19 protein-coding genes are annotated in these 26,540 nt (G+C 68.2%); 2 read left to right on the top strand and 17 right to left on the bottom strand.

The genetic code is table 11. From position 1 onward, the window contains the following. Nucleotides 1-51: 51 nt before the first annotated feature. The 17 genes from ABTY04_RS01545 to ABTY04_RS01625 all read right to left on the bottom strand — a co-directional run bounded on the left by ABTY04_RS01545 (nt 52) and on the right by ABTY04_RS01625 (nt 23,095). Nucleotides 52-189: a hypothetical protein gene (locus tag ABTY04_RS01545; protein WP_352211267.1), complete on the bottom strand. Its 138-nt coding sequence runs from the start codon at nt 187-189 to the stop codon at nt 52-54. 119 nt (nt 190-308) lie between these two features. Further along, complete coding sequence (locus ABTY04_RS01550; protein ID WP_352211268.1) at nt 309-1,919, bottom strand: Rieske 2Fe-2S domain-containing protein; 1,611 nt, start codon at nt 1,917-1,919, stop codon at nt 309-311. Nucleotides 1,920-1,989: 70 nt separating this feature from the next. Then, nucleotides 1,990-3,255, bottom strand: a complete 1,266-nt coding sequence (locus ABTY04_RS01555) for a nucleotide sugar dehydrogenase (protein WP_352211269.1) — start codon at nt 3,253-3,255, stop codon at nt 1,990-1,992. A gap of 44 nt (nt 3,256-3,299) precedes the next feature. Next, complete coding sequence (locus tag ABTY04_RS01560) at nt 3,300-4,595, bottom strand: hypothetical protein (protein WP_352211270.1); 1,296 nt, start codon at nt 4,593-4,595, stop codon at nt 3,300-3,302. Continuing rightward, complete coding sequence (locus ABTY04_RS01565) at nt 4,592-5,602, bottom strand: aminoglycoside phosphotransferase/kinase family protein (protein ID WP_352211271.1); 1,011 nt, start codon at nt 5,600-5,602, stop codon at nt 4,592-4,594. The genes ABTY04_RS01560 and ABTY04_RS01565 overlap by 4 nt, the downstream gene beginning before the upstream one ends. Beyond that, a complete protein-coding gene (locus ABTY04_RS01570; protein ID WP_352211272.1) occupies nt 5,599-7,143 on the bottom strand; it encodes a Gfo/Idh/MocA family oxidoreductase in 1,545 nt (514 codons plus the stop codon). The genes ABTY04_RS01565 and ABTY04_RS01570 overlap by 4 nt, the downstream gene beginning before the upstream one ends. 15 nt (nt 7,144-7,158) lie before the next feature. Next, the gene (locus ABTY04_RS01575) at nt 7,159-9,645 is read right to left on the bottom strand and encodes an SDR family NAD(P)-dependent oxidoreductase (RefSeq protein WP_352211273.1); all 2,487 of its coding nucleotides are present in this window, start codon (nt 9,643-9,645) and stop codon (nt 7,159-7,161) included. Then, nucleotides 9,633-13,808, bottom strand: coding sequence for a beta-ketoacyl synthase N-terminal-like domain-containing protein (locus ABTY04_RS01580; protein WP_352211274.1), 4,176 nt, complete (start codon nt 13,806-13,808; stop codon nt 9,633-9,635). The genes ABTY04_RS01575 and ABTY04_RS01580 overlap by 13 nt, the downstream gene beginning before the upstream one ends. A 36-nt stretch (nt 13,809-13,844) precedes the next feature. Next, entirely contained in the window at nt 13,845-14,651 is an 807-nt protein-coding gene (locus ABTY04_RS01585) for an SDR family NAD(P)-dependent oxidoreductase (RefSeq protein WP_352211275.1), read from the bottom strand. A 4-nt stretch (nt 14,652-14,655) separates the two neighbouring features. Then, a complete protein-coding gene (locus tag ABTY04_RS01590; RefSeq protein ID WP_352211276.1) occupies nt 14,656-15,441 on the bottom strand; it encodes an acyl carrier protein in 786 nt (261 codons plus the stop codon). Between the two features lie 24 nt (nt 15,442-15,465). Beyond that, nucleotides 15,466-16,170, bottom strand: a complete 705-nt coding sequence (locus ABTY04_RS01595) for an ABC transporter permease (RefSeq protein ID WP_352211277.1) — start codon at nt 16,168-16,170, stop codon at nt 15,466-15,468. A gap of 40 nt (nt 16,171-16,210) precedes the next feature. Next, nucleotides 16,211-17,116: an ABC transporter ATP-binding protein gene (locus tag ABTY04_RS01600; protein WP_352211302.1), complete on the bottom strand. Its 906-nt coding sequence runs from the start codon at nt 17,114-17,116 to the stop codon at nt 16,211-16,213. Nucleotides 17,117-17,167: 51 nt separating this feature from the next. After that, entirely contained in the window at nt 17,168-17,785 is a 618-nt protein-coding gene (locus ABTY04_RS01605) for a hypothetical protein (protein WP_352211278.1), read from the bottom strand. A gap of 33 nt (nt 17,786-17,818) precedes the next feature. Then, on the bottom strand, nt 17,819-18,985 hold the full coding sequence (locus ABTY04_RS01610; RefSeq protein WP_352211279.1) for an LLM class flavin-dependent oxidoreductase: 1,167 nt from the start codon (nt 18,983-18,985) through the stop codon (nt 17,819-17,821). Between the two features lie 27 nt (nt 18,986-19,012). Beyond that, nucleotides 19,013-20,005, bottom strand: a complete 993-nt coding sequence (locus ABTY04_RS01615) for an Ldh family oxidoreductase (protein WP_352211280.1) — start codon at nt 20,003-20,005, stop codon at nt 19,013-19,015. Nucleotides 20,006-20,746: 741 nt separating this feature from the next. Next, nucleotides 20,747-21,217 (bottom strand): MGMT family protein, encoded by a 471-nt coding sequence (locus tag ABTY04_RS01620; RefSeq protein WP_352211281.1) that lies wholly within the window; start codon nt 21,215-21,217, stop codon nt 20,747-20,749. A gap of 189 nt (nt 21,218-21,406) precedes the next feature. After that, nucleotides 21,407-23,095, bottom strand: a complete 1,689-nt coding sequence (locus ABTY04_RS01625; protein WP_352211282.1) for an SWIM zinc finger family protein — start codon at nt 23,093-23,095, stop codon at nt 21,407-21,409. An 831-nt stretch (nt 23,096-23,926) separates the two neighbouring features. Here ABTY04_RS01625 and ABTY04_RS01630 point away from each other — a divergent pair. Both ABTY04_RS01630 and ABTY04_RS01635 read left to right on the top strand, forming a co-directional pair. Then, nucleotides 23,927-24,523, top strand: a complete 597-nt coding sequence (locus ABTY04_RS01630) for a hypothetical protein (protein ID WP_352211283.1) — start codon at nt 23,927-23,929, stop codon at nt 24,521-24,523. Between the two features lie 170 nt (nt 24,524-24,693). After that, nucleotides 24,694-25,533, top strand: coding sequence for a lipase family protein (locus ABTY04_RS01635; protein WP_502996527.1), 840 nt, complete (start codon nt 24,694-24,696; stop codon nt 25,531-25,533). Nucleotides 25,534-26,540 lie beyond the last annotated feature (1,007 nt).

Here is a 26,540-nt window from a genome sequence, read left to right on the forward strand (position 1 = left end):
GGCGCCGGGAGTACACGTCGCCCCTTCATGAACGATCGCGGTTAGCCGTCATCACTTCTCGCAGCCGGAATCCAGCCACTTCCTCACATGCCCGGTGATCGGCAGCAGGCCGAATACGGTGACTCGGAAATGGAAAAGAACAACCCAGGCCGCCGCGATTCCCCGGATTCCGGTGAGCGCCTTGATCATCGGACGCCCAGGTATACTGCCGGCCTCAGGCATGAGTAATTCCAAGTTCGAGCGATCTCAGCCCGTGAGCCGTCCGGTAGCCGGGGACCCGCACGCCTGGTTCCCGAGTACCGGTGGCTTCAGCCACTGAGTTCTGTGCCGTCGTCGACAGCGGGGTGGGCAGCGTCTGCCGCCGCTCCTTCGGCGTCGGTGCGCAGCGGCCTTGAGATCAGGCGCCGGCCGTCGCCCACCAGGCATTTGCCGGTCGCGAGGTCGAACTCCCAGCCGTGCATCTGGCAGGTCAGGATCCCGTCGTCGACCGTGCCGAAGGCGACCAGATCCGCGTCCATGTGCGGGCACTTGCGTTGGATGACTCGGTCGCCCGCCCGCGCGAAGTCCTTGCTGCCCGCCGACTCCTCGAAGCAGCTCTCGACGAAGGTCATGCGCTCGGTCGACAGGCACTGGAAGAACGTGAAGACGAACTCGTTGTAGCCGTCCTTGCGGGAGGCCTCGAACCGGCAGGACAGGAAGAGTTCGTTCGCCCAGTCCGCCACCCGCCGCCGGACCAGGTCCTCCACCAAGGGCCTGGCCACCCGGAACCGGTCGCGCCACTCCTCTCCTGCGTACCGCGCGATCCGGCGGTCGAGAAAGTCGAAAATCATCTGCTCGCAGCCGTCATCGTCCACGACCTCCAGCAGCACGCGTCCGTTGATCTCGGCGCAGATGTTGCCGGCGATCGCCAGGAGGGGTTCCACCCATTCCTGGAGCTGACCGAGCAGGTCGCTGCGGTCGGCCGGCAGCGCGGCCTTGCCGGCGTCGATCAGCGGTTGCACCTTGTGCTTGTAGTCCAGGAGGTAGCCGCGGCGATCGTCCCTGATCCGGGCGATCTCGGCCTCCGGGACCTGCTCGACGTCCGCGGTGCCGTCCGGCGCGAGGGTGACGACCGTGCCGGGCAGGAAGAGATGGCCGTGCTGATGGCCCTGCTCCTGCATGAAGCGCAGGAAGACGAACTGGTCCGGGAAGACATTGGTGTCGTCGTCCGCCAGGTCGTTCAGATCGAACAGGTCGTCGTCCAGGAAGGTGGTCGGGCCGGCGAAGGGGAAGATCTGGGCGGCGCCGTACTGCTCGATGAAGTTCACCGCTCGGGCCATGCCGTTGTACCGCTTGCGGCGTCCGACGGCGGCCATCTCCTCGTCGGCGAAGTCGTACACCACGGGATACCAGTTCGCGCCGGTGAACTGCACGAAATGTCCGTGGAGCGGACCGAGCTGGGCAATGGGCACGGTCTCGACGGGACGGGAGTCGTTCTGGTTGTAGATCCGGACCCGGCCGTCGTCGACGACCAGCCCGGAGTCGCCGACCGGGCTCTTGGCCGGCTTCGTCAGGGCGTTGGTGAGGATGCGCAGGCCTCCGTCGAGCTCGACGACCTCGTTGTTACGGGTCTGGACGAAGTTCCGGAACCCCAACGACTCCAGCTCGTGGCGCAGTTCGGGCACCGGGTAGTCGGGCAGGAGGACGGTGGTGTCCTTGGACATGTGCTCGCGCAGGAACTTCGCATCGAAGTGATCGCGGTGCAGATGGGAGACGTACAGGTACTCGGCGTCGGCGAACTCCCGCGGGTCGATGCCGCTGTTGTCGGGGAACGGTATCCACGACTCGTAGAAGGCCGGGTTGAACCAGGGGTCGCACACGATCCGGCCGCCGGCGGTCTCAAGAAGGAGCCCGGCGTGGCCGAGCGAGGTGATGCGCACGTTCTTCTCCTCACGGGTGGTCGTCCCGCGGATGGGGAGCGGGGATTGCCGGGTGCCGGTGACGGCCCGGTCAGAGAATTTCGACCTGCGAGCCGTGCGTGCGTCGGCGGCAGTCGAAGACGTAGCCGGCGTGCTGGACGACCTCGGCGAAGTCGAAGGAGTCGTGGTCCTCAAGCACGACCACCACGTCCGCGCCGGCGAGTTCGGCCGGGGTGGCCTCAACCTGGCGGGCCCCTTCGAGGGCCTCGCGCGTGCCGGGGGCCTCGGCGGGCACGTGCGGGTCCGCGACGTACACGTCGGCGCCGAGCCTCCTGAGCTCTCGGATGACCCGGGCGGTGAGCGACTCCCGCACGTCGTCGGTGTTCCGCCGGGCCAGGCCCAGCAGCAGCACCCGTGCTCCGTGGACGGACCGCGCCCGGGAGTTCAGGCCTTCCGCCACGCGCCTCGCCACGTACAGCGGCATGTCGTGGTTCACGTCGTACGCGGAGTCGACGATCCGGAAGCGCCGGCCGACGCCCCGCTCGACCCACCACGAGAGGTAGTGGGGGTCGATCGGCAGACAGTGCCCCGCGACTCCCGGCCCCGGGGTGAACTTCATGAAGCCGAAGGGCTTGGATGCGGCCGCCTCGATGGCCTCCCACACGTCGACCCCGAGGGCGTGGCTGTGGACGGCGAGTTCGTTGACGAGAGCGATGTTGACGAAGCGGAACGTGTTCTCCAGGAGCTTGGCCAGTTCGGCTTCCGCGCAACCGGACACCCTCACCGTCTGGCCCACCACTGTCCGGTAGAAGGCATCCACGGCATCAAGTGACGCTTCGTCGATGCCCGAGACGAGCTTGGGCGTGTTGTGCAGGCCCCACTCGGGCTGCTGCGGGGCCATCCGTTCCGGGCTGAAACCCAAGTGGAAGTCCCGGCCGGCCACCATGCCCGACCGGGATTCGATGAGGGGGCCCACGACGCCCGTGGTGGTGCCGGGGTACGTGGTCGACTCCAGCACGATCGTCGCGCCCGGGCTGAGGACGCGGGCCAGCATGCTCGCGGCGCTCTCGACGCTTCCGAGGTCCGGCGTCCCGTCGCGCAACGGGGTCGGGACGCTGATCACGGCGATGTCGAAGCCTCTGAGCTCGTTCTCGTCGCTGGTGGGCCGATAGGTTCCGTTGGCCAGGAGAGGCGCGATGTCACCGCCCGGAATGCTGTTGATGTACGACTCCCCGTCGGCCAGCCGCTTCACCTTCCATTCGTCCGTGTCATAACCGATGACCTGGTGTCCGGCCTCGGCCGCGCGGAGCGCGAGCGGGAGTCCCACATATCCCTGGCCGACGACGACTACACGCACTGATGGCTCCTCTGACTCGGGTGGATCTGCCGTGTGGCGTTCCGTTAGATGCGTCGGAGTACGAAGCAGCTGTTGAGGAGGCGCCCCTCCACACCGCGCCAGCAAAACTCCGTTTCGGGTTCCCGGGGCCACTTGAGGTAGTGCAGGTTGCCCACAACCCCGGTACGTCCTCCATCCCGGAACACGATCTTCGAGGACTGGCCTCCGTCCAGGTGATGGGCATCGCGCAGGGCGATCCCCTCCCGGCCCAACAGGCCGGCCACTTCGGTGGGGGAGACACCGCGAAAGGAATCGGTCAGCGGGGCGCCGTCGTAGATCCGGAAGACGATCTCGCGCCCGGTTGTCCAGACGAGCGTGCGGGAATTCCGCACGTCGCGGAACGGGGAGACTCCCAGGGATCCGTCGTACGCCGGGACGGTGCCGGCCGCCGCGTCGGCAACGCTCGGGCCCAGCGAGACGCCGCTCGACAGCCGGTCGGCCGGGAGTCCGGCGATGGTGGACAGGTCCACTCGGGCGCCCGCACGGAGCTCCCGTGCATGCGCCGCCCCGGCCCGCAGTATGAAACTCCCGGCGAAGAGTTCCGCTCCTCCACCGGGGTGGACGCTGCTGATCACATGGTTGCCGACCGCGGTGCGTGACACCACCGCGTCGACGACCCCCCGGGCCTTCGGGGTGGTGTTCTCCTCGGGCAGCACGAAGCGGATGAAGCCGGTCCGCGGGTGGTCGGCGTACCTGATACGGCAGTTGGCGGCGCCGAAGACGGCCAGCGTGCCGTTTCGGACGGCGGCCGACGCCCGGGGCTCCTTGGATCCGATCCAGTCGAACAAGCGGTCGTCGATGCGCAGGGTCCCGGTCGCGGGCAGTGTCCGCACTGTCAGCCGGCCGCCGTGCACAAGGAACGCGGGCTTCGTCACGGTCGGCAGGCTCACGGTCGTTCCCGCGCGGCAGCAGAAGTCCAGGCACGGTTCGGCGGGCTGATGGGCCGGATCGTCCGAGATGTAGGAGAAGGAGCCGTTCACGGCCGCGACGACGCCGTCCGCGGCGCACTGGTCACGCAGATGGAAACCATCCGCGTCCGAGACCACGTCGACACGCACCGATTCCAGGTCGAGGCTGAGGGTGTGGGCGTTGGTGAACGCTCCGCCGCCGAGTTCCACCGTCTCGGACGTGAAGTGCACTCCGGGAGTGAGGACCCGCCGCCGGGAGGACAGACGCACGGCGAACGCCCGCTGATCGCGGGCGATCTCCTGGATGTCCTGGATCTGGTAGCCGAAGGCGCGCAATGCCTCAAGCGCATGTCGGGTCTCGTCGTGCAGCGGCTGGGTCCCGACACGGTTCATGCCGCACCCGCCACCGCGTCGTTCAGGCTCTCCGGCGTGACGGCGTCGCGGTCCAGCAGGTGAGCCACCCGGCGGCGGAGCTGCCGGCCCTGCACCTCCGAGGTGGTCAGGCGGTACGGAACCGTGGAGTTGTCGAGACGGTAGAAGATCACCCCGGCGGCCACCGTCGCCACCAGCGTCCGTGTGCGGATGCTGGGCGGCCGGTCGGCGTAGTAGGCGTCGAGCAGCGCGGACACGAGTGCCGGAAGGTGTTCCGGCCGGTTGATGTGGTGCAGCAGGATGTGTGCCAGCAGGTACCCCAGGTCGAAGGCCGGCCGGCTGCGGTGCACGTTGTCGAGATCACAGAACGCGACCCGGCCGTGCGCCAGGCTGAGGTTCTTCGGCGCCAGGTCCCCCAGCACGAGCCGCTGCGGCACCTGGGCGCGCAGTTCCCCGCAGACCCGCTCCAGCACGGGGTGTCCGCTCGCCCGCAGGCAGTAGTCGAAGGTGTGGTCCCGAAACCAGAGGTCGTCCTGGGAGCGGATGGGAACGCGTACGTCCTTCGTCGCCTCGTGGACGTGACGCACTGCCGCGCCGAGGCGACCGAGTTCGTCCGGGGTGCCGGACCTCTCGTGGAGGTGATCCTCGTAGTTGCGCCGGTCAGGGAACACGTCGGTCATGACCATGGCGTGCGCGTGCGGGTGGAACGCCAGGACCCTCGGGAACATCGAGGGCACCAGCGCGCCGTACACCTCAAGGGCCCGCCGTTCGTCGGCGATGAGGGCGGGGTCGGTGCGCAGTGACGGGATGCGGGCGAACGTGGCAGCGCGCACCTTGAGCACGACGCTGCCGCGTGCTCCCTCCACACGGAAGACATGGCTGACGTTGCCGCCCGTGAGCCGCGTGATCGCGCCGATGTCTCCGACCTGGACCCGGCAGTCGGCGAGTACGGCGGGCAGGGCGTCGCCCAGCAGCTCCTCGGGAGCGGGCATGGCGAGGGCGGAAAGATACCCGGTGGCCCGGGTCACAGGAACACGTCCATCAGGGCGCATGCGCCCGGGCCGGCCGGATGGCCGGCGGCGCCCGTGCAGCCCCCGCCGTGCGGCCGGAAGTCGAGCCGGGCCACGGGGGGTCCGTCGACCCACTGCTGGGCCGCCGAGAGGTACGTGCCGGCCATGAGGGTGGCGCCACGCCGGTGGTCTGTGAGCTCGGAAGACATCTCCTCCCTGGCCCGGCGGCCGTTGACGTACTCCAGGAACTCCTGCACCGCCCGGCGGCGGGAGGCCGACTGCGTGGGCTCCTCGGGCCCGGACTCCGAGACTGTGGTGAGGGCGTCGTAGTCGAGCGTCTCGTACTTCTTCCAGCGCGTGTCGAAACTGCTGTTGCGGAAGACGTGGACCTCGATGTGCCCCCGCCCGCCGACGTGGTGGGGGTCGGCTGAGTCGGTGTCCTGGTCGCCCAGCGTCTGCAGCGAGTGGTAGTGGATCGCTTGGAAGGGACCCTGCTGGATGATGTGGCTCTCGTGCCGGACCCGGCCGTTTCCCTTGTAGAGATTGGCATGCACGGGCCTGAATCCGCCGCGCTGGGAGAATCCGTTGTGCACGAGGTTGACGCTGCCGAGCGTCATGGTCCGGCCGCCGCTCTTGTAGGCCATGGAGACGAAAGCGTCGACCTCGCCGAACCGCTCCGTGGCGGTGAGCAGTTGTGCCTGTGTGTAGGGGTTGGCCGCCTCGAACTCCGGAAAGAGGCGCGCGTAGTCCTTCACGTCCAGTTGGGCGAGGAAGTCGCGCGGGCGGCTGAAGTTCGCGTGGATGTCGACACTGTCGAGTTCCTTGCCCGTCGTCTCACCGGCCCGCAGGAGCCAGGGCACGATGTCGAAGAAGTGGTAGCCCGAGTGGGAGCACTTGCCGTACCCCTGGTCGAAGGAGTGATAGGAGATGTCGATGAGTTCGTTCGGCATGCGCCACTGACCGTCGCTGTGGAAGGACTGCATCGACGTGACCGGGCAGTTGGTCGCCTCCGCCACCTCGGCGATCAGCCGGCGCATACGGAGGAAGGCGGGGTGGTGGCGACGCTGGCACTGCACGGCCACCAGTACCGCGGGACTGATGCTGCGGACCGCCTCGTAGTGGTCGAGGACCTCGTCGAAGTCCGTGAGGATGGCGGACGCCCGGAAGGGGTCGACGGAGCAATTGGCGTGCACGCTCAGAGGCTTGTCGAGCAGCACACTCAAGCCGCGCTCCAGCGCCCAGTGCGTGTAGACCATGTGGAACGACGGTTCGGTGGAGATCACGACCGCGTCGACGGCGTGCTCCCGCACCAAGGAGTCCAAGGTCTCGCGCACCTGAGCCGGCAGCGTGCGGCTCAAGGCGTCGAACGGCTCGATGAAGGTCACCGGCAACTCGGGTGTGCCGGCAGTCGAATTGAAGGCGGCGATGTCGCCCTGCGCGTCGGCGAGATCCACGCCGATCACGGTGCCGACCAGGCCGGCTGACCGACCGGCCCACAGCGTCGGCAGATGGTTCAGGCGCGCGTGTGGACCCACGCCTATCACGAGGAAATTCTTCACTTCGCCTTCCCTGCCCTACGACTCGCGCCCGGTCAGTTCGAGGTTGCGGATCTGGGCCATGACCCGCCCGGCGGAGTCGGCCAGGGTCACGCTCAGGTTCTCGTCGCCCGTGTCCACCACGGCCCAGCCCTCGGAGTGGCTGCCGCCGAGCTCCGTGAGCACGACCATTTCCTCCACCGCCGTGGGAAGCCCTCCGTTGCGGGTCGCCGGGTGGAAGACGAGTGTCTGGAGCGCGAGATCGAGCAGGCCGATGTCGAAGAAGGACCGCCCCCGCACGTCCGCGTCCCAGCCGGCGCCGGAGCGCACCTCGGCCAGGTGGAGAGTGCCGTCACGCCGACAGGAGACGATCTCGCGGAAGGCCGGTCCGTAGACGATCCGGTTGGCGGCAAACCGCTCTGCCAGGTGGGCCACGGGGACGGGCTCCGACCGATCGAGCGGGATGTCGATCCGGGGTGCCGGCTTCTGCCCGGTCAGGGGTTCGATCTCGGCGCTCGCATGCCGGAGGGTGACGGGCACCCAGCTGTGGTCGGGGCGGACGGGCGAGCTTTCCACGGTGACCCGCAGGGTGCCGTCTGCCGTGCGCGCGATCACGGCCCGCAGTTCCCTGGGGCGATCGGGCGCCAGTGTCAGCGGCTGGTGCATGCGCAGTGCGCGCACGGTGAATCCTCCGGGGTCGCCGAGGCAGGCGGAGGCGGTCTGGCACACCAGCTCGATGAAGAAGGCGAAGGGCACACGGACGTTGCCGTCCACCTGGTGATCGGCCAGGGCCGCGTCCAGTTCGGGCTGGTAGGTCCACCGGACCTCCCAGCGTCCGGGGCCCGTCTCGTAGCACAGGTCCACCAGGTGGCCGCGGTTCGCGCGAGCGGAGCCCCACGGCGCCGTGTCGCGGGTGGCGGTGGATTCCGGCGGCATGCCCTCGTACCCGATGCTGACACAGGTCGGGACGCGACTCGGGCTGCGCAGCAGGGCACCGGCCCAGTCCAGGCCCTCGGACACCTCCATGAACCGGACGTCGCGCTGCTCCAGGGCAGCCCGGGAGGAAGGCCGGACCGCCATCCCCACCTCGGCCCAGGCGGGCCAGGCCACCGAACGCACGCGGGCTGCCGGGAAGTCGGCGGCCAGGCGGTACGCCGCGGTCGTGAGGAACTCGCTGGCCCCGGCGTAGTCGATCTGACCGGGATTGCCGTACGTTCCCGCGGCCGAGCCGAAGAGCATGATCAGCTGGGTCTCGTCGCCGAGGGCCGGGCTCAGGTTGTACAGACCGGCGGTCTTGACCGCCACGGTCCGTTCCCAGGAGTCCCGGGTCTTCCCGCACAGGTTCCTGCTCGTCTCCACCCCGGCGCCGTGCAGCAGCGCTTGCACCGGCCCGGTGGTCCTGACCAGGTCCTCGGCGAAGCGGCGAGAGGCGTGGGCGTCGGTGACGTCCAGGCACCTGTATTCGGCGCGGGCGCCCAGGTCACGCAGACGGGTCACGGTCCGCAGGACATCCAGTGAATTGCTGATGCGGGCCCAGTGGCGTTCGAACGCGGGAGGCAGCAGCGCCGGATCGTCACGGCGCATCGCCGCGAACTGGCGCCGTTTGTGCTCGTCGAGCTCTTTGGCGGACATGCGCAGGAGTTCGTCGCGGTCCCCCACTCCGAGCGCCGCCCTGACATTGACCAGCTCGGTGGTGCCCAGCAGCAGGTAGCGGCACGGCACCTCCTCGGCCATCATGCGTACGACACGAGCGGTCACCCCGCGCCCGCCGCCGGTGGCGAGGACCGTGTCACCGCGTTCCAGCGGCAAACGGCCTCCGGCGCCCGGGACGTCGGCGGGCTGCTCGAAGGCGGGCACGAGTGTGGTCGCATACGCTTGGTTTCCGGCGAGCCCCCTCTCGACGTGTCCGTGAGAGGAGTCCGACACGAGGTCGAGTAATCGGTCGGCGACGGCGGCGACGGACACCGAGGGGCCGATGTCCAGTATCACGGTGCGGATCAACGGAAGTTCGGCGTGCAGTGCGCGTACGGTGCCGTGCAGAAGCCCGGCGAGCGGGTCACCGGGGCGGGCACCGGACAGCCCGAACCTGCCGTCCGCTCGGGTGACCACGGCGAAGCCGCCGGCGCCCCTCTCCAGCCAGCGCCGCCCTAGACAGGACAGCGTGTGGAACAGCGTCCGTGTCATCCCACCGGCGTAGAGCCCCTCTTCCGGGCGGAAACCCTGGTCGGGGCGAGCCCGGGCCGTGAATCCCGGCAGGAAGAACACCCAGTCCGGAAGCAGCCCCGAAGCCAGGCGCTCCGACAGTTCCTCCGCTGTGAGCAACGGCGCGTGATGTTCCGAGGCGTAGGGGCGTACGGTCTCACGCACCGTCGCCACCTCGGTGTGGGCTCCGGCCGCACCGAGCCGGGCCAGCGTCTCGCCGGCGAGCCCGTCTCCGTCGCCGATCACGAGAACGCGCCGACCGGCCAGGTCGTGCCTGACCTCGCGCAGGGTGACGGGTGTGGCGGTGGGGATCATTCCAAGCATGTCGCCGCCTTTCGGACAGTCACGTCGCGGACTGGCTGAACATCGGTCAGGCCGATGGCCCAGAGCTGCGCGGCGGTTCGGCGCACCTGCGCCAGTTCTCCCCCCTTGGGGTGGAGCAGGGTGACAGTGCGTACGTTCGCCGGGGTGCCGAGACACTCGCCGACCAGGGAGGACAACGCCCGCTTCGGGCCGACCTCCACGAAGACCCGCGCTCCACGGTCGTACGCGTCATGCACCATGGTTTCGAAGTACACGGGGAGCACGAACTGTTCGGCGAGGCTCTGCCGGATCCTGTCGGGCTCCGCGTCCCGTGGATACGGCCGCGAGGTGAGCGTCTCGTACACCGGTGCCGACGGTGTGGTGAGAGGTACCGAGTCGAGAAACGCGCGGTAGGCGGGTACGGCGTCACGCAAGAGCGGCGAGTGGAACGCACGCTCGATGGGCAGCATCCGCGCCTCGATCCCGTCGGCCGTCGCACGATCGAGGACCTGTGCGAGCGCTTCGGCGCGTCCCGCGAGGACGATTTGGCGGCGGCTGTTCCGGTTGGCGACGACGACGTCGTTCGCGGCCTCGCCGATCAGACGAGTCGCCTCCGCGGCGGACGTGAACAGCACGGCCATCCCCTGCCGGGATCCGCCACGCCCCTGGGCGGCGATGGTGCCGCGGCGGTGAGCGGTGCGCAGCGCGTCGGGGAACGGGATCGCGCCGGCGGCCGACAGCGCGGACACCTCACCGAAGCTGTGCCCGAGATGGAAGTCGGCGGCCACACCGAGGCCGTCGAGCCAGTCCCCCAGGGCGGTGCTCACCACCAGGGTGGCAACCTGGCAGTTCTCCGTGCGGGACAGCCACCGCTCGCCGGCTGCGGGGTCCCCGCGCCAGAAGTCTTCAAGCATTCCCGGTACCTCTGTCGCGAGTACATCGGCCGCGGCTCGTACTGTGTCCTCCGCACCGCCGATCGCCGAGGCCGCCTCGCGCAGCATGCCGGGGTACTGGCTGCCCTGGCCGGGATAGAGCCGGCAGACGCCCCCGGGCGGAAGATCCGTCCGCCCGGCGAACACCCCCATGGCGTCCCACTGTCCGGGGGTGAGCTTGTCCGGGCCGGTGGTGAGGTACCTGCGGACCTTGTCGCGCAGGGCCCGAGCCGTGTCACGGCCTGCGCCCCCGTCGACCGCCACGCGGTATGCGTGGCCCGGGACGGGCGGCGGCGGAGCCTCGCCGTGCTCGGCGAAGGCGGCCAGGGCGCAGTCCAGCTCTGCGCGGCCGGGCGCGGTCCAGATCGCGATGTTCTGCTCCGGGCCCGCCTCGCGCGGCGCGGTCCGTGCCGCCCTCGGCCGCTCGGTCCCGGTGGGCGCGTACTCCTCCAGTACGGCGTGGTAGTTGATGCCCCCGAGCCCGAAGGCGTTGACGGCCGCGCGGCGCGGGGCACCGTCCTGCGGGGCAGGCCAAGGCCGCGTCTCAGTCAGCACCTCGAACCGCCGCTGCTCCAGTTCGAGGGCCGGATGCGGGTTCTCGTATCCCGGCGTGGGCACCAGTTCACGGTGGTGGAGGCAGAGGGCTGTCTTGATCACCGAGGACATGCCGGAGGCACCCTTTTGGTGACCGACGTTGCCTTTCACGCTTCCGAGGAAGACCGTCTCCTCGTTGCCGAGGACGCCGGACAGGGCTTCGACCTCCGACCGGTCGCCCAACGCCGTGGCGGCTCCGTGGCCTTCGACATAGTTGATGTCCGAGGGAGTCAGCCCGGAGTCGCGGTAGGTGCGTTCCATGGTGAACCGGCGCCCCTCGACGTTGGGCGCCAGCAGACTGCGTCCCTTGCCGTCGCTGCCGCCCCGCACCTCGCGTACGACCGCGAGGACCGGGTCGCCGTCGCGTTCCGCGTCGGGCAGCCGCTTGAGACAGAGCAGTCCTGCGCCGCCTCCCATGATGAAGCCGTCGCCCTTTTCGTCGTACGGGCGACCCAGTCCGCTGCCGCTCAGGGCCCGGATCGCGGCCAGTGCCGTGTGGTTGACGAGGCCCACCCCCATGCCCACGGCTCCACACAGTACGAAGTCCAAGGTGCGCTGCCGCAGTTCCTGCACGGCCAGGGACAGAGCGGCCAGTCCGGTTGCGCAGGCGGCGCGTACCGCGTAGCTCTTGCCGCGCAGGTCGAAGGCGCTGGCCAGGGTCGAGGACAGGGTGGAGCCAAAGCCTGCGACCGAGGTGTCCTGGCTCACGGTGCGGAGCTCAAGCGTGGGGTCGCTCCACAGGTCGTCCCGGAGCGCGGCCCATGGAGCCTCGACGCCGCGGGCCCGGGCGAGCCTGCGCAGCCGGCGCAGCCAGGGCACGAACCGTAGCGACTGATTCAGTTCGAATTCTCGGTCCGAGTCGGGAAGCTGCCCCACGATGCAGCCGGCTCGCGTCGGATCGACGCAGGCGCTGGCACGTTCGACGGCGCTCGCGAGGTTGGCCGCACAGGACAGCAGGACGAGGTATTCGTCGGTGAGTCCGGGCACCTGGTTGGGCAGGATGCGGAACCGGGGATTGTCCACGGTGTCGGGTACGTCGACGAGCGCCGCGTTCTGCAGGTAGTCGGACTGGCGTCGCAGGCCCGCGTCCGCCAGGTCCAGGTCGCGGCTGGGCACTCGGACGCGCAGGTCCTGTCGGCTGGCCAGCCCCTCCCTCAGATTGCGCCAGAACGCGGTCGCGTCCGTGGCGTCGGGCTGAACCGCCTCCAAGCCGATGATGGCGATGGGGGTCCGGTCGCGTCGGCGTCGCGGGCGGCTCCGGTGGGTGGTGACACCCTCGGTTCCGGGCTGCTCCAGCAGGAGGTGGTAGTTGATGCCTCCGTAGCCGAAGGCGCTCACTCCCACGCGGCGCGGTCGCCCCCCGGCCGGGGCGAGGACCTCGCTCGTCTGCTGGAGCCGCAGGCGACTCACGGCCGCGACGAGCTCCGGGCGCACGTCTTCGACGTTCACCGTCGCAGGGAGGGTGCCGGTTTCGAAGAGGAAGAGTCCGCGCAGCATGCCGACGAGGCCGGCGCTCTCCACCGTGTGACCGATGAGACTCTTCACGGAGCCGAACGGCAGGGGACTCGTGCGCGTCACCGAGCCGTAGGTGCGCAGCATCGCGTCGAACTCGGCCCCGTCTCCCGCTCGGGTCGAAGTGCCGTGCGCCTCCACGTAGTCGACATCCTCCATGCCGAAGGGCATGCCGTCGAAGGCTCTGCGGATGGCACGCTCTTCCGCCTCGGCGGAAGGAGCCCAGGTCGAGGTGGTCCGGCCGTTGGTGCTGTACCCGATGTTACGGATCACGGCGAGCACCGGGCGCCCCTGCTGCCGGGCGTCCGCCAGTCGCATCAGCAGCAGGCCCACCCCGCCCTCGCCCGGCACCAGGCCGTTGGCGGCGGAACCGAAAGGGAAGCTGCCGTCCTTCGAGAGGGTCCGCGCGGCGCTGTTCACGACGAAGATGTCCGGGGTGAGGATCCCCACGGCGGTCACCAAGGCGGCGTCGAACTCCCCCTGGTGCAGCCCCATGCAGGCGGAGTGCACCGCTGCGAGCGAGCTGCCGCACGCCGCGTCGATGCCGTAGTGGGTCCCGCGCAGGTCGAAGTAGTTGGCGATCCGGCCGCCGATCGTGCCGGACTCCCCGTTGAGGGCGAGGTCCTCGCGTTTGTCCGGGTACCGCACGTGCTCGTTCTTCTGATGCTCGTCCAACACGTCGGCAAGGCCCGGCTCTCGACGGCGCAGCGCGCCGGCCCAGCGTTCGGACTGCACCTTCATGTTCGCGTTGATCCGGCTGGTCGAGCCGCCCGCGACATTGGCGACGATCACCGCCGTCTCGTCCCGGGGCAAGGGCCCGCTCCGCTCGGCCTGACCGATGACGCGGTGCGCCATTTCCAGGCCCAGGGCGTGGGTCGGGTCCATCCGCTCAATGACGCGCGGCGCGATGCGGAAGGCGCTGCGGTCCAGTTCCCAGGGGCCGAGGAACCCGCCGAGGTTGGTGTACGAGGTGTTGAGGTGCCCCCCGTCGTTCTTGTCGTAGACCTCGCAGCCGTCCCAGAAGGCGTCGGCCGCCTCACTGATCGAGCAGGTTCCATCCTGAACGTTCCGGAAGAATTCCTGCAGGTCGGCTGCGCCCGGCAGTCTGCACTCCGCTGCCACGATGGCGACCGGTTCGAATTCCATTCTTTCCACTCCCAGGCCGGGGCGTTGAATGTCGGCTCAGTGCGGGATCGGGCCGACGCCGGCGTCGGCCCCTCGGGCGCGCAGCACCGAGGTCAGCCAACCGCCGTCCACGTTGAGCATCTGTCCGGTGATGTAGCCTGCGGCCTGCGAACAGAGCAGCAGAATCGTTTCTGCAACCTTCTCCACCGGTGGTGGGCCCAGTGGGGACTCCCGCTCGCACATGTCGAGCCAGTCACCGCTGCTGGAGAAGTAGCGCAGTGAGACACTCGGGAAGGCTGTGGTGCGCAGTCCGTTCACGGTGATGTCCAGCGGAGCCAGTTCGAGTGCGAGCGAACGCACCAGGGCCTCGCTGGCCGCCTTGGCGGCGCCCACCACGCCATAGCCGTGCGATGCCCGAATCGCACCCATGCTGCTCATGTACACGAACCGTGAGCCCGCGGGCATCAGCGGGGACAGGTGCCGGGCCAGGGTGACCATGGAGTAGGAGTTGACGCTGAACGTCCGCTCGAACATGGGGAGGGTGGCGTCCATGACGCGTGCCTCCGAGCCGCCGGCCGCGCAATGCACCGCGATGTCCAGGCGACCGAACTTCTCCCCGATCAGGTCGGCCATGGCGGCGACCTGGTCCTCGCTGGCCACGTCGGCGCAGACGTAGTGGGCCTGTCCGCCGTTCTTCCTGATGGTGCGCGCGACGTTCTTGCCGTCCACTGCGGTCGAGGCGGAGTTGACGATGACCCTCGCGCCCTGGCCGGCCAGCAACTCGGCCACGTGCCGCCCGAGGCCACGGCTGCTGCCGACGACCAGCGCCACCTTGCCGGTGTATCCGGGCAAGTCCTCTCGCACGGGCTCAGGTCTCCTTTTCCAGGCGACCCACGATGTAGTCGGCCATCTTCCCGATCGTGGCGTAGTCACGCATGAGGAAGTCCTCATCCATCGGCAGGCCGTACTCCTCGCGGACCTTGACCAGCGTTTCCACCTGTTTGATGGAGTCGATGCCGAGGTCGACCTCAAGGTCGAGGTGGTCTTCGAAGACATCGGCGGGATAGCCGCTGACTTCGGCAATCAGCTCCACCAGGCGGGCCTTGACCTCCTCCACGGTGACGGTCCGGCGTACCGGTTGGGACCCGTCCTCGTCGTCGGGGTCGAAGAAGTCGAGCGGTTTCGCCGTCCCGGCGGGGGCGGGCGTCGCACGAGGCCTCGGCCGGGGAGCCGGCGGCGCCGCGGCCGCCGGTGACTCGGCAGCAGTCTCCGCCCGGTCTGGAAGCGCCGGAGGCTCGGGCGCCGCGATCTCGACCCGGCCTGCGGAGGACGGCACCTCGTCGCGGACCGCATCGCGCCCTTCCCGGTCTCCTGCTTCCTCTGCCTCTTCTCGGGGAGCGATCCGCGTGACGGTGGCGCTCACCGCTGGTGAGGCCGCCCGTCGGGCACGGATTCCTGCAGGCGCACTCCGACCGCCGAGAGCGGTGAACGTCGTCCAGGTATCGAGGATCAGGCGACCCCACGTCTCGGGATCGTCCTGCAGCGAGCGAAGCAGTTCGTGGTCGACGTCGTGGAGCGACTCTCCGCCGAACAGCACGCTCCAGGCGAGCCGTGTGGATGCCGAGACATCGTCGAGTGTTTGCGTTTCGGACATCGTGTCCTCCTGTAACGCGGTCTTCTAATTGGCCTTCCATTGCATGCGGGAACCGGAGAACCAGAGGGTGATTCCGGTGAGCGCCAGCAAGACGAGCAGGTCGAGCCAGATGTGCCCGGTCACCGGTCCGACGAGTACTTGCCGTATCGCCGAGGCCGCATATGTGGTCGGACTGACGTGGCTGATGGTCAGCAGCCATCCCGGAAGACGATTCGCAGGGATGATCACCGGTCCGAAGAACAGCAGGATCATCGTGACCAGCAGGGTGAGCGAACTCGCCTCTTCCTGGGTTCGGGTCACGATCCCGATGACCGCCCCGATACCCGCGAGAGACAGCACGCAGAGCGGGATGACGAGGACGACCAGCCAGTTCACCGAGAGGTGGACTCCGAGGATCAACGATCCCAGGAGCAGGGTCATCACGAGCGCCGGCGCGGAAAGCGCGAAGAACGCCAGAACCGTGGCCAGGATGACCATATATCGACGTACTGGAAGAGTGCCAAGAAAGTCCAAGGTCCCCATGGCCTTCATGTAGGCGAAATTCTGGGCAACCTTGTTCTGGTTCTCGAACATGAGGGACAGCAGAATACTGCCGGTGAGCACGTAGACGAGAGACTCCTGCCCCCGCTCCCTGGCGAATGCCCCGAGCGCTGCGACGGTCATGAGGGGGGTGATGATTCCTGTGACCATCATGGCGCGCCAGGACCATCGCCAGTTGGAGAGTTGCATGAGCCACAAGTCGATGAACTGGGCTGCCAGCCCCGGGCGTTCAGTCTGAATTCGCATAGTGCAGGTACAAGTCTTCCAGGGTCGCCGAGTAGAGTCGGTAGTCAATCGATTCGTGCAGCCTCAGCTCGGACAACAGCGCAGGCGCACGGTCACGAGGAATCGAGAGGACGACGTTGTCGTCTGATTTCCAGTACTGCGGTATGTCGGCCGGGAGTGCGGGTACTTCACCGGGAGGCAGCCACACTTCGAGCCGCATGTGATCCAGCAGCTTCCGTTTCAGCTGAGCCGGCTGGCCGATCGCGAGAAAACTTCCCTTCCGCATGATGCCGACACGATGGACGATGCGTTCCGCCTCGATCGCGTCGTGCGTGATGAAGAGGATCGTCGTGCCGTACTCGGCATTGAACTTCCGCAGTACTTCCCAGACGTGCTTGCGGTTGACGGGGTCCAGGTCGTTCGTCGGCTCGTCGAGTACCGCGACGGGCAGGCGGCCCGCCGTGGCCAGGGCGAGCTGGAGAAGACGCTGCTGGCCGCCTGAGAGACGGGAACTCGACTTGTCCCGGACCGGACCGAGCTGCCACGTCTCGATCATCGCGTCGCGTTCGCGGGCGGCATCCCGGCGTGACATGCCGCGCAGGTGCGCGGCGAAATAGATGGCCTCCTTCACCTTCAGACGGTTGAGCGCCATACTGCTCTGCGGCATGTAAGCGACGGTCCGGCTCACGAACAACGGATTCCCCAACACCGACTGGCCGAAGAGCCTGATTTCGCCGGACGTCGAGCGCAGCAGGTTGACCATCTGTCTTACCAGTGTGGTCTTTCCCGCTCCGTTGTCCCCCAGAATTCCGAACACCTCGCCGGCGCGGATGTCCAGGGAGACGTCATTGGTCGCCGCTTCGGTCTGGCGTGGGTAGATCTTTACGAGATTCTCAATCTCGTAGGCCACTTCGGTCAATTCACTCTCGTTTCGTGCACGAGCGACGTAGCTGATATCGAATCAGAGTTCGTAATAGACGCTGTGTGTCCTGTCGAGGGCCAAACGGTCCTCAAGGACCTGCCCGCTGTATCTGCGCGACTGTTTTTCGTAGTAGTCGTACTTGCGATCCATGTCGAGGTTCTCGGTGGCCACCATCCCGAAGATCTGGTTCGGGGTGACCGACATCAGATCGATGTCCATGCCCAGCAGATCGAAGCGTTCGAGGGCCAATGTCTCCTCAACCTCGGGATTGAAGTAGTACTCCGAATCGAGCAGGCGGGTTTCGCGACTACCGAAGTCCATCATCCAGGTACGCTCGTCCAGGGACATCTCCATGGCAATGTGCGCGGTGGAGGGTGTGAAGCCCGGAACCCTTCGCTCGTGGTAGACGATTGTCGGCTGGATCCCATGGCTCTGGAGCACTGCGGAGGCCACCAGTGTCCGGTCGGGACACGGCCCGAAGGCCATCACGTCCCCGTCGGCCAGGATCATGGGAACGGTCCGATTGCCGAAGGCCGTCCTGAGGCGCTCCGTGTCCCATACGGTCTTGGGCACGCTCTGATGGATGAGATCCACCACTGAGAGCAGAAGATTGGCCCCTGTTTCACAGAATGTGGGCATCCTGAGTTCATCCGGCATGCGTCCCCCTTCCTGGAGTCTTCTTCGCACGGGTCATGTGGCCATACCCGGCGTCGGCGCGATGCCGCGACGGCGCAGTTCCGGCAGCACACCCTCACCGACCCAGTAGGTCTCCTCCAGATGCGGGAAGCCGGAGAGGATGAACTCTTCGATGCCCAGGGCCGCGTACTCCTCGATGCGGTCGGCCACCTCCATGTGGCTGCCCACCAGCGCCGTGCCCGCTCCGCCCCGCAAGAGACCCACGCCGGCCCAGACGTTCGGGTAGATCTCGAGGTCGTCGTGACGCCAACCGTCACGGAACGTCTCGTGCAGAGCACTCATGCGCGCCTGACCGGTGGATTCACTTGCCGCCAGCACACTCTGCACCTGCGTCACATGTGCGGGGTCCAGGCGGTCCAGCAGCCGTGCGGCTGCCGCCCACGCCTCCGTGGATGTGTCGCGGGCCACCACGTGAAAGCGGATCCCGAAACGGAGGGTGCGCCCCGCTTCGGACGCCAGCTTTCTCATCCATGCAAGTTTCCCGGCCACTTGTGCCGGAGGTTCCCCCCACGTCAGGTAGGTGTCGACGTGGCGGGCGGCAACCGGACCGGCGGCTGCCGACGAACCGCCGAAGTAGATCGCCGGCTCCGGGTTGGGGGGCGCGGCGACGGTGGCGCCCTGGACGTCGTAATACTCGCCCTTGAAATCGAATGGGCTACCGCTCCACGCTCCTCGAAGCACGGTCAGGAACTCTGCGGTTCTCGCGTAGCGCTGCTCCTTGGAGAGGTGGTCGCCGAAGCGGGCCTGCTCGTCACGTTCGCCGCCGGTGACCACGTTCAGCAGGAGCCTGCCGCGGGAGAGCCGCTGGAAGGTGGAAGCCATCTGCGCCGCGAGGGTCGGTGAAATGAACCCGGGCCGGAAGGCGACCAGGAATTTCAGCCGCTCGGTCTCCCGGGCCAGCGCAGCGGTGACCAGCCACGCGTCTTCGCACCACGTTCCGGTGGGAGTCAGAATCCCATCGAAGCCCTGATGCTCAGCCGCCTGCACGACCTGCGCGAGGTAGGCGATGTCGGGTGCCCTGAACCGGTCCGCCCCGCCTTCGGGGGCGTGATCACTGCCGGCGGCCGCGCCGTGTGTGCCGTGCGTGCCTACTGCGAGGGACCGCCCGTCGCTGGCGGTGGGGAGGAACCAGTGAAATTTCGCAGCTGATCGTGCTGTCATTGCGCCCCCATGAATAACGGCGAAACATCAGTCGGATGCGAAGTCGCCGGCGGCTCGCGCTTCCAGTCTGCGGTAGACGGATTCAGGTATGTCCAACTTCCCGGAAGAGTTGACAGCATGCAGGTGCGCCTGGCTCCGACGTCCTGGAACCCGAAACGGCTGCGAGTCTCGTGTATCGACGCATTCCATCATCTGGACGAGTCTTGAATTGTTCTTCGTGAAATCGCCGAGTTCCCCACCGAAGGAGGGGTCGATCGCGATGAACGTGTACCCGGTGGTCCACGTAGACTCAACGTCAGGCCCCATGGGGAAGCCGAAGAGGGATCCGGTCATGATCTGGATCAACAACGAGACGGCAAACCCCTTGTGGCCACCGAAAATCATGGCCGATTCGGCAGCATGAGGATCGGTCGTAAACTTACCGTCAAGATCGACAAAACTTTCGGGTGGCAGCTCGGCGACACCGCGCCGCGCTTCCCAGAGCACGCCCATTGGTGATTTCGTGGTGGACATGTCTACCACAAGAGGCTCGTCGTCCGTCGGCACGGCATAGCTGATGGGGTTGACGCCGAGAAAGGGCGTTCGAGCCCCCTCGACCGTACTGTCAGCGCGGGACGTGTTCATCACGATCCCCAGGAAACCGGCCCTCGCCAGGTACTCCGCCCAGGGTGACAGCACCCCGTATCGCTGCGTGTTGATCATTCCGACGATGCCCGCACCCAGTTCGCGTGCCCGGTCGGCCGCAACCCGAACTGCATAGTCCGCACTGACCGGGCCGATCTCACGTTGGGCATCCACGACGGCAAGCGCACCGTGCTCACGCACCGTGCGAGGCGGCCCCTGTCGCTCACCAAAAAACTGGGATTCGAAGCAGAATTTCGCCACGCCGTGTGAGTGCTTCCCTTGGGTTTCCCCGAGCAGGTAGTGATCGACGACGAGATCCACAGAATCTGCCGGCACTTTGCTCCGCCGGCATGCCTCGACCATCAGAGCGCGCACCTTGTCGATCCCAACCTTCATTGGGCATCCCCCGAACAGGTAGGCCGATGTCGACCGTACTTCATTTCGATGACTGATCCACTCGGCGGTCCCACGCATGGCGTGACACCTGCCTGCTCTTCTCCTCTCCCCGGGTTTGGAACGCAGCGGCGAATTTCCTTGCGTTCTCAATCTCTGGCTCGATCAAGAGCGTTGCATCTTCAAAGATCCTGGCACAACCATGCGAGCCGGTGTTGACTGGAAGTGGCCCTCAAGGATTCGTCATGACATCACCAAGGGGACAGTCGGAAGGTACTGGAAATTCACAGGATTCCGTCACTCAGCGTGACAATTCCGGTGTGGGATCGCTCGGTTCGGTCACCTTGCGCATCCCTCCCCTTTACCGGGAAGTCAGCCGTGATCACCCAGTTGGCAACCCGGTGACCGAAAACAGCGCTCCCGCTTCCGCTGCCGCCTACAACCGACGCCGAGACTTCGTGCCGAGGCACGGCGGCCCGCTTGGCCTTGATCTGCTCGAAGACCTGGTGCTCGTCGCGAGCAGCCGGCCCGGGTCCGCGTCGGGGCGAGGTAGGCCGGGTTGGCGGCGCTTCGGGCACCGTGGCCGCCTCGGCCAAGCGGTGGAGCGCCATGCCCGGTTGGCACCGGTATCCAGCCGCCGCGCCGGCCGGAATCTGCGGGGCCGGAAGGAGATGGGCCGTCACAGAGGTGGCCGCGCCGACGACCGCCCTGGGCGCCCTGTGGTCATCGGGCCGCACGTCGTACTCAGTCGCCGAGCATGCCCCGAAGTCCGTCCAACGCGAGACGCGTCTCCTGAGTGGCGGCGCCTGCGTCGAAGCGGACGCCCTCGGCTGCCAGGACGGCGGCGGGAGAGTCCGTGCGTGTGGCGTCGGTCCAGCGGAAGCCGGGGCTGACGCGGCCCGCTGCGTTGAGGACCCGCCAGGTATGGGGGCACTGGCCGCAGGTTGCCAGGTGGGTGCCGACCGGGACGGCGTGGCTGCCGATCACGGTTGCCACGTCCCCGTAGGTCGTCCACCGTCCGGCGGGGACGGCGTTCAAGAGGGTGTGCAGGCCCGTCCAGTCCTTGCCGGTGCCGCCCAGCCGTTTGGCCAGGCGCGCGAGGTCGACACCTGCCAGGGCCGCCCACTCATCGGGGTCGACGGTGTCCGGGACGTGATCGGTGTCGATGTCCCACCAGGTCGTGCCCTGAATGCCGTCGGCCTTTCGGCCGGTCACGCTGATGAAGATGTGGTCGGCCGGCCCGGTCGGCGGGTACGGGCTGCCACCGGCCTCCCAGGTCAGGGGCCGGCAGTGTGGTTGCGCCACGAAGCGGTCCCACGGCTGCTGTCCTCGCCCACCCACGCGCGGATGTCTTCGCGGATGGACTCACCCTCCGTATCCCTTGGCGCTTGGCGGGTGAGACGGTCAGAGCCCGTGCTGGTCGAGAATGGCCATCAGCTTGCGCTTGCGTTTCTGGTCGGCGCGCAGGGCGGCGAGGTAGGCGGCGAACTCGCCTTCGGTACCCAGCGCGCGATGACAGGCGCGGGCGCTGAGCAGCAGCTCCGCGAGGCGTTCGTACGTATGGTCACCGGTCTGCTTGCGCAGCGGCTCGATCCAGCGCAGGTAGACGGCCACCGCGTCGGCCGGTTGCCGGTCGCGGATCCGGTCGGCCAGGGCGAGCCACTGCCGCTGGTCTGCGTAGCCGTCGGTGGCGGCCTGCCAGGCAGCCTGGAGGTCGTTGTCGTCGATGAGCGCGTCGACCAGCGGGGAGCCGTCGTACCACCGGCCCTTCTTGGGGTTGGAGACGGCCTTCAGGACCTCCAGGGCGCCCGTGCGTTCGGCACCCTCCCAGACTCCGGCCGCACGGGCCGCCGTACGCAGGTGCCGGTAGGCGGCCAGCGAGGGGCGGGCGCGCAGCAGGTCCCGGCGGACAGCGACTACGTCGGCCGGGCGGCCGGCCCGCTCATAGCGCTCGCAGACGAAGGCGACCAGATCGTCGTCCGGTCCCCACTCCGAGACGGTCTCCCGCAGGCCGCGTTCCGCCCACTCCAGGGCCTCGCCCTCGCGGCCCGCCGCTTCGAGTTCCCTGGCGATCACCAGGTGGGTGCGGCCGTCGGGGGCGAGGTCCGCCGCGTGGACCTCAACCAGCGCGTCCACGCTGTCGCCGCCGGCCTTCAACAGGCGCTCCATGAGGTGCTTCTCCGCCCACCCCTTCGGGTTGGCCCGCCAGGCGGCCACGCCCAATGCGCGCGCCCGGGCCAGGCCCGGGTCACCGAGCACCTCCCGGTAGTCGAAGAGGTCGATGCCGATGGCGTCGTTCGCCTCGTCCAGCAGATACGGCACCAGCCACTCGGCGGTCTCCACCGGGTCGGGCCGGGCGGTGCGGCAGGCTTCGAGACGGGCTTCGGCCAGCCCGGTGGCGACCTGCCCGACCAGGCCGTCCGAGTCGTCGATCTCGCCATACGTGCGTCCCAGGGCCCGGAGGGCCTCGCGGGCGACCTCCATTGCGACCGCCGACCGGCCGCTCGCCGTCAGCGCCCGCAGTGCGGTGACGGCCTCTGCAGCCTGCCGGCCGTAGGCGTGGGCGTCGGCGTACTCGACGTACCCGTAGCGGGCGAAGGGGCGGGTGTCGAGGAGGCTCAGGACGCGCTCCCGGACGATGCCGGTGTCCTCGCCGGCGGCTGCCGCCCGCAGCTCCAGGCGCCGCCGTAGGTCACGGTCATCGACGAGCTGCTCCCGCACCAGGGCAAGGAGTTCCTCCCGAGTGCGGGACTCCAGCCAGCCGTCGAGCAGCCGGGTGCGCGAGGCGGCGGCCGACCGCTGCTGCGGTACGGAATCGGCCTGCCCGAGGACGACCAGGCCGACCGCCACGCAGTGCTTGCAGAAGTTGCCCTCCTGGCCGTAGGGGCAGTCGCACCAGCCGGTGAGCCCGCAGTCCTTGTCCTCGGCCAGCTCCACCTCGTAGGCGTCGCTTCCGTCGACGGTGGCGTTGATCGTTTCGTCACCGATCTCCAGCTGTGAGACCGCGGACAGATAGCCGAGCCCCCGCTCGAAGGAGCGTGCTCCCGCCAGCCGGCGCAGGTCTTCCTCGGTGAAACGCAGAGCATGTGTCACGGCACCCATTCAATCCGACGGGAAGCCCGCGCGACCGTGCAATGCGCAGGGTTCAGGTCGTCGCCGGCCAGGTCGCAGCGGAGCCCGTAGGTGGGTACAGCGTCATGACACCTTCCTATGAGACCCGGCGACTGGCCGTCTTCCGTCCGTCGACCCGGCAGACCTTCTTCGCGGACCTTCCCGAACGGACGTCCACCTACAAGGCGAAGTTCCTCCAGGAAGCCCACGGCTGGGATTCAGTGAGCATCCCGGTGAGCGCCCTGGACAGCGAGCCGGGCCAGGAGCTGTCGTCGAACGGCCGGCACACGCTGAGGTGGCGCGTGTCGGCCACCGGGTCTCGGTGTCACGGCAGATGGCATGAGCGGACTGAGGCTGCCCACGGTGACAGGAGGGCCTGGCTTCCATGCAGGGTGACTTCCCACGGCTCAGGCGGACGCTTTCACTGTGGTGCGGCATCGGCGCAGTGCTCAGCGGTTCACTCGGCCCGGCTGCCCGGAGCGCACACGCGCTCACGGCTGATTCGGCCGACTACCCCGGCGGCGCGGCCGCGTTGCCGGGCTCCGGTATCCGGCTGGTCGCGGTGCTCGGACCGACCGGCACGGAGGTCAACGGCCTCAGCGACGTGCCGGGCACGCTGCGGGTCCTGGGCGCGGCCGGTGTCACTCGCGGCGTTCTGCGGCTCACCGGGGCGGACCGTCCGTTGCGCGAGGTGCTCGTCGGCACCGCGTACGGCGCGATGTTCCCGGCCGAGGACCGCCGTATGGTGGAGGCGGCCATGCCGCGCGAGCACTGGGACGAGTTCCGTCCCGGCCACCCTTCCCACCGAGGATCGTGGAGGACGCGGAGCGCGAGCTCCAGGCCCTCGCAGAGCTGTTGGAAGAGCTGGAGTGTCGGGTGCACCGTCCGCGTGCGGTCCCGTGGTCGCGGCTGGGCGGGTACTCGGCGGCCATGCCGCGCGACGCGCTACTCGTGATGGGTGATGCGATCGTCGAGGCGTCCAGGGCCTGGCGCAGTCGGCGGCACGAGCAACTGGCGTACTGGCCACTGGTGCAGCAGTGCCGGCGGGACGGGGCCAGGTGGCTGCCGTCGCCCGTCGCCCGTCAACTTCGACGTCGACCCGGTCGGCGCGGGGCGCCGTCGGCCCTTGACGACTGGGTCATCGGCGACGCCGCCCATCCGGCCTGGGACAACCCGGACCGGATCGCTCCGGCCGCGTTGGCCGGCACCCCGATGGCGGACCGGGAGCTCGTCCCCGCCCCACACCCCGAGCCGCGCATCACACCCCCGCTCTACATGACGAGCGCCTGGGTGAGCATGAACCTGCTCGTCGTCGACAGACATCACGTTCCACTGCGCCACCCTGGACCTGCGTCGCGACCGCCGTGCGCGGCTGCCGTGTCCGTGAGAAGTCGCGGTCCGTCCGGGTGACGAGGGATCGTTCCTGCGTATCGGTCGGGGCAGCGGGAGCCGGGAGCCGCATCGGTTCACGGCTAGCGTCTGGTTGCCCAGCAGGCCGGAGCCGGGCTTTCAGCCCACGACCGGGCCGGGCGAAATCCGTCCGCGCACTGCTTCGTGGAGGGCCTCACGCACTACTCACCATGGCCGGGAGAGAAGCCGTGTCCGTACCGTCGATGATCGACCACACCGCCAAGAAGCACAGCCCCCAGCTCGCGTACTGGATGGTCCAGGCCGCCGACCTCGCCTACAAGGACGAGGCCACCATCGACGCCAAGGCCTGCGGATGGGGTTTCGACCGGGTGCGTCACCACCACACCCGGTTCACCCCGCCGTTCCCGCTGGAGGACACCCAGGCGTACACGATCGCCAGCGACAAGATGATCATCATGGCATTCCGGGGCACCGAGCCCGCGCAGATCCGGGACTGGCTGTCGGACGCCACCACACCCCCGTGGCCGGGACCGGGCAAGACCGGCTACATCCACTACGGCTTCGGCCAGGCCCTCGACTCGATCTTCACCACCGTCAGGGACGCGCTCGCGGACTTCCGCGACAACGACCAGAGCGTGTGGTTCACCGGCCACAGCCTCGGCGGCGCACTCGCGATGCTCGCCGGCTGCCGCATGTACCTGGAGGAGCCGCGCCTGCAGGCCGACGGCATCTACACCTACGGCCAGCCCCGCACCTGCGACCGGCTCCTGGCCGCCTCCTGCAACAACGGCTTCAAAGACCGCCTGCACCGCTACGTCAACAACAACGACATCGTCCCGCAGCTGCCGCCCGAGCCCACCTACACCCACGTCGACACCCTGCACTACATCGACGCAAGCGGGCGCATCCGCTCCTCCATGCCGCTGATGAGCGCACTGACCGACCGGGTCAAGGGCGCCACCGCCGATCTCCTCGCCCCCGCCAGCGACGCCCTGCGTGACCACCCCATCAAGAACTACGTCGCAGCCATGGAGAAGAACCTCGTGTGAGGGATCGAGAAAGCCTTCCGCGACGGGAAGGCCGCGGAAGGCATCCACCGCACCGGTCGAGTGTGCCCACGTGGTGGTCGCCGTGGTGTGGCGGGTGCTCGCTCATCATCAAGCGCGGAGGTACTGCGCGCGTTCAACTGACCAAAAATGCAGGCTGATTGGGCATCGTCGGCCGGTGTCGGAGTGGCGTGGCACTATGGCGTGTCACGGAACCAGCACACCGGACGGGGATGCGTTTTGCGTGAGATCGCTTGTCTATCGGAGGGCAAGCTGTGGCAGTTCGCGCCCGAGGCCCGCCGTATGCCGCGGACGAGCGGCCTTCGCCTGACCACGCCATTCGGCGGCATCGACATCCCGGGACCAGCCGACAGCCGCCGACTTGCACGGGCGAGGCGTCCAGGCATTGCTGCGAGCCCTGGACGAGGAGGACACCGGGATCGACGCATCTACGACGATGACCGGATGCGCACGTGAGGACCGCGCCAAGCACGTTTCCAGACGTCCTGCGCGTAACGGGAGCTCAGCCTGCCCTGGACGCCGGCCTCTGGGAATCGGCCTGACACGCCCCTGGAAGTCGGTTCCCACGTAGAAGCTGGGAGCCGGCCGAGGCTGCCCCGGCGGCAGGGGCGGACGAGCAGCTGGAGGACCTCACGGCGGTCCGGGTACGGCAGGCGTCGGGAACCTTGGTGCGTCCGACGGTGCAGCCGAAGACGTGGCTGGGCTTGACCTTTCCGTCCAGGAGGCCTGGGCGGCCGTACGGCGATGTAGGTGTGGACCGTGTGGACGTTCAGCCTGCTCGATGGCACCGACAGTGGCGACGGTCGAGCGTAATCCACCAAGATCTGCGAATGGCAGGTACCTTTTGATGAGCCCTTTCCAACCTGGCTGTGGCGTCGGGGTGTTGGTGGGCATGGGTTGTACGGAACGACGAAGCTCCTGGTAGACGGGTTCTCGACCAAGATCACCCGTGTCCGCCAGGAGCTTCGCGTGCTTGTCTATCCGTCGTC

Source organism: Streptomyces sp. NPDC097981 (genome assembly GCF_040302565.1).
Classification (GTDB): Bacteria; Actinomycetota; Actinomycetes; order Streptomycetales; family Streptomycetaceae; genus Streptomyces.

Excerpts from the sequence above, each read along its gene's own strand:
- ABTY04_RS01545 (WP_352211267.1), bottom strand. The coding sequence starts at position 189 with ATGATCAAGGCGCTCACCGGAATCCGGGGAATCGCGGCGGCCTGGGTT.
- ABTY04_RS01560 (WP_352211270.1), bottom strand. The coding sequence starts at position 4,595 with ATGAACCGTGTCGGGACCCAGCCGCTGCACGACGAGACCCGACATGCG.
- ABTY04_RS01575 (WP_352211273.1), bottom strand. The coding sequence starts at position 9,645 with ATGCTTGGAATGATCCCCACCGCCACACCCGTCACCCTGCGCGAGGTC.
- ABTY04_RS01580 (WP_352211274.1), bottom strand. The coding sequence starts at position 13,808 with ATGGAATTCGAACCGGTCGCCATCGTGGCAGCGGAGTGCAGACTGCCG.
- ABTY04_RS01590 (WP_352211276.1), bottom strand. The coding sequence starts at position 15,441 with ATGTCCGAAACGCAAACACTCGACGATGTCTCGGCATCCACACGGCTC.
- ABTY04_RS01595 (WP_352211277.1), bottom strand. The coding sequence starts at position 16,170 with ATGCAACTCTCCAACTGGCGATGGTCCTGGCGCGCCATGATGGTCACA.
- ABTY04_RS01605 (WP_352211278.1), bottom strand. The coding sequence starts at position 17,785 with ATGCCGGATGAACTCAGGATGCCCACATTCTGTGAAACAGGGGCCAAT.
- ABTY04_RS01610 (WP_352211279.1), bottom strand. The coding sequence starts at position 18,985 with ATGACAGCACGATCAGCTGCGAAATTTCACTGGTTCCTCCCCACCGCC.
- ABTY04_RS01615 (WP_352211280.1), bottom strand. The coding sequence starts at position 20,005 with ATGAAGGTTGGGATCGACAAGGTGCGCGCTCTGATGGTCGAGGCATGC.
- ABTY04_RS01635 (WP_502996527.1), top strand. The coding sequence starts at position 24,694 with ATGGCCGGGAGAGAAGCCGTGTCCGTACCGTCGATGATCGACCACACC.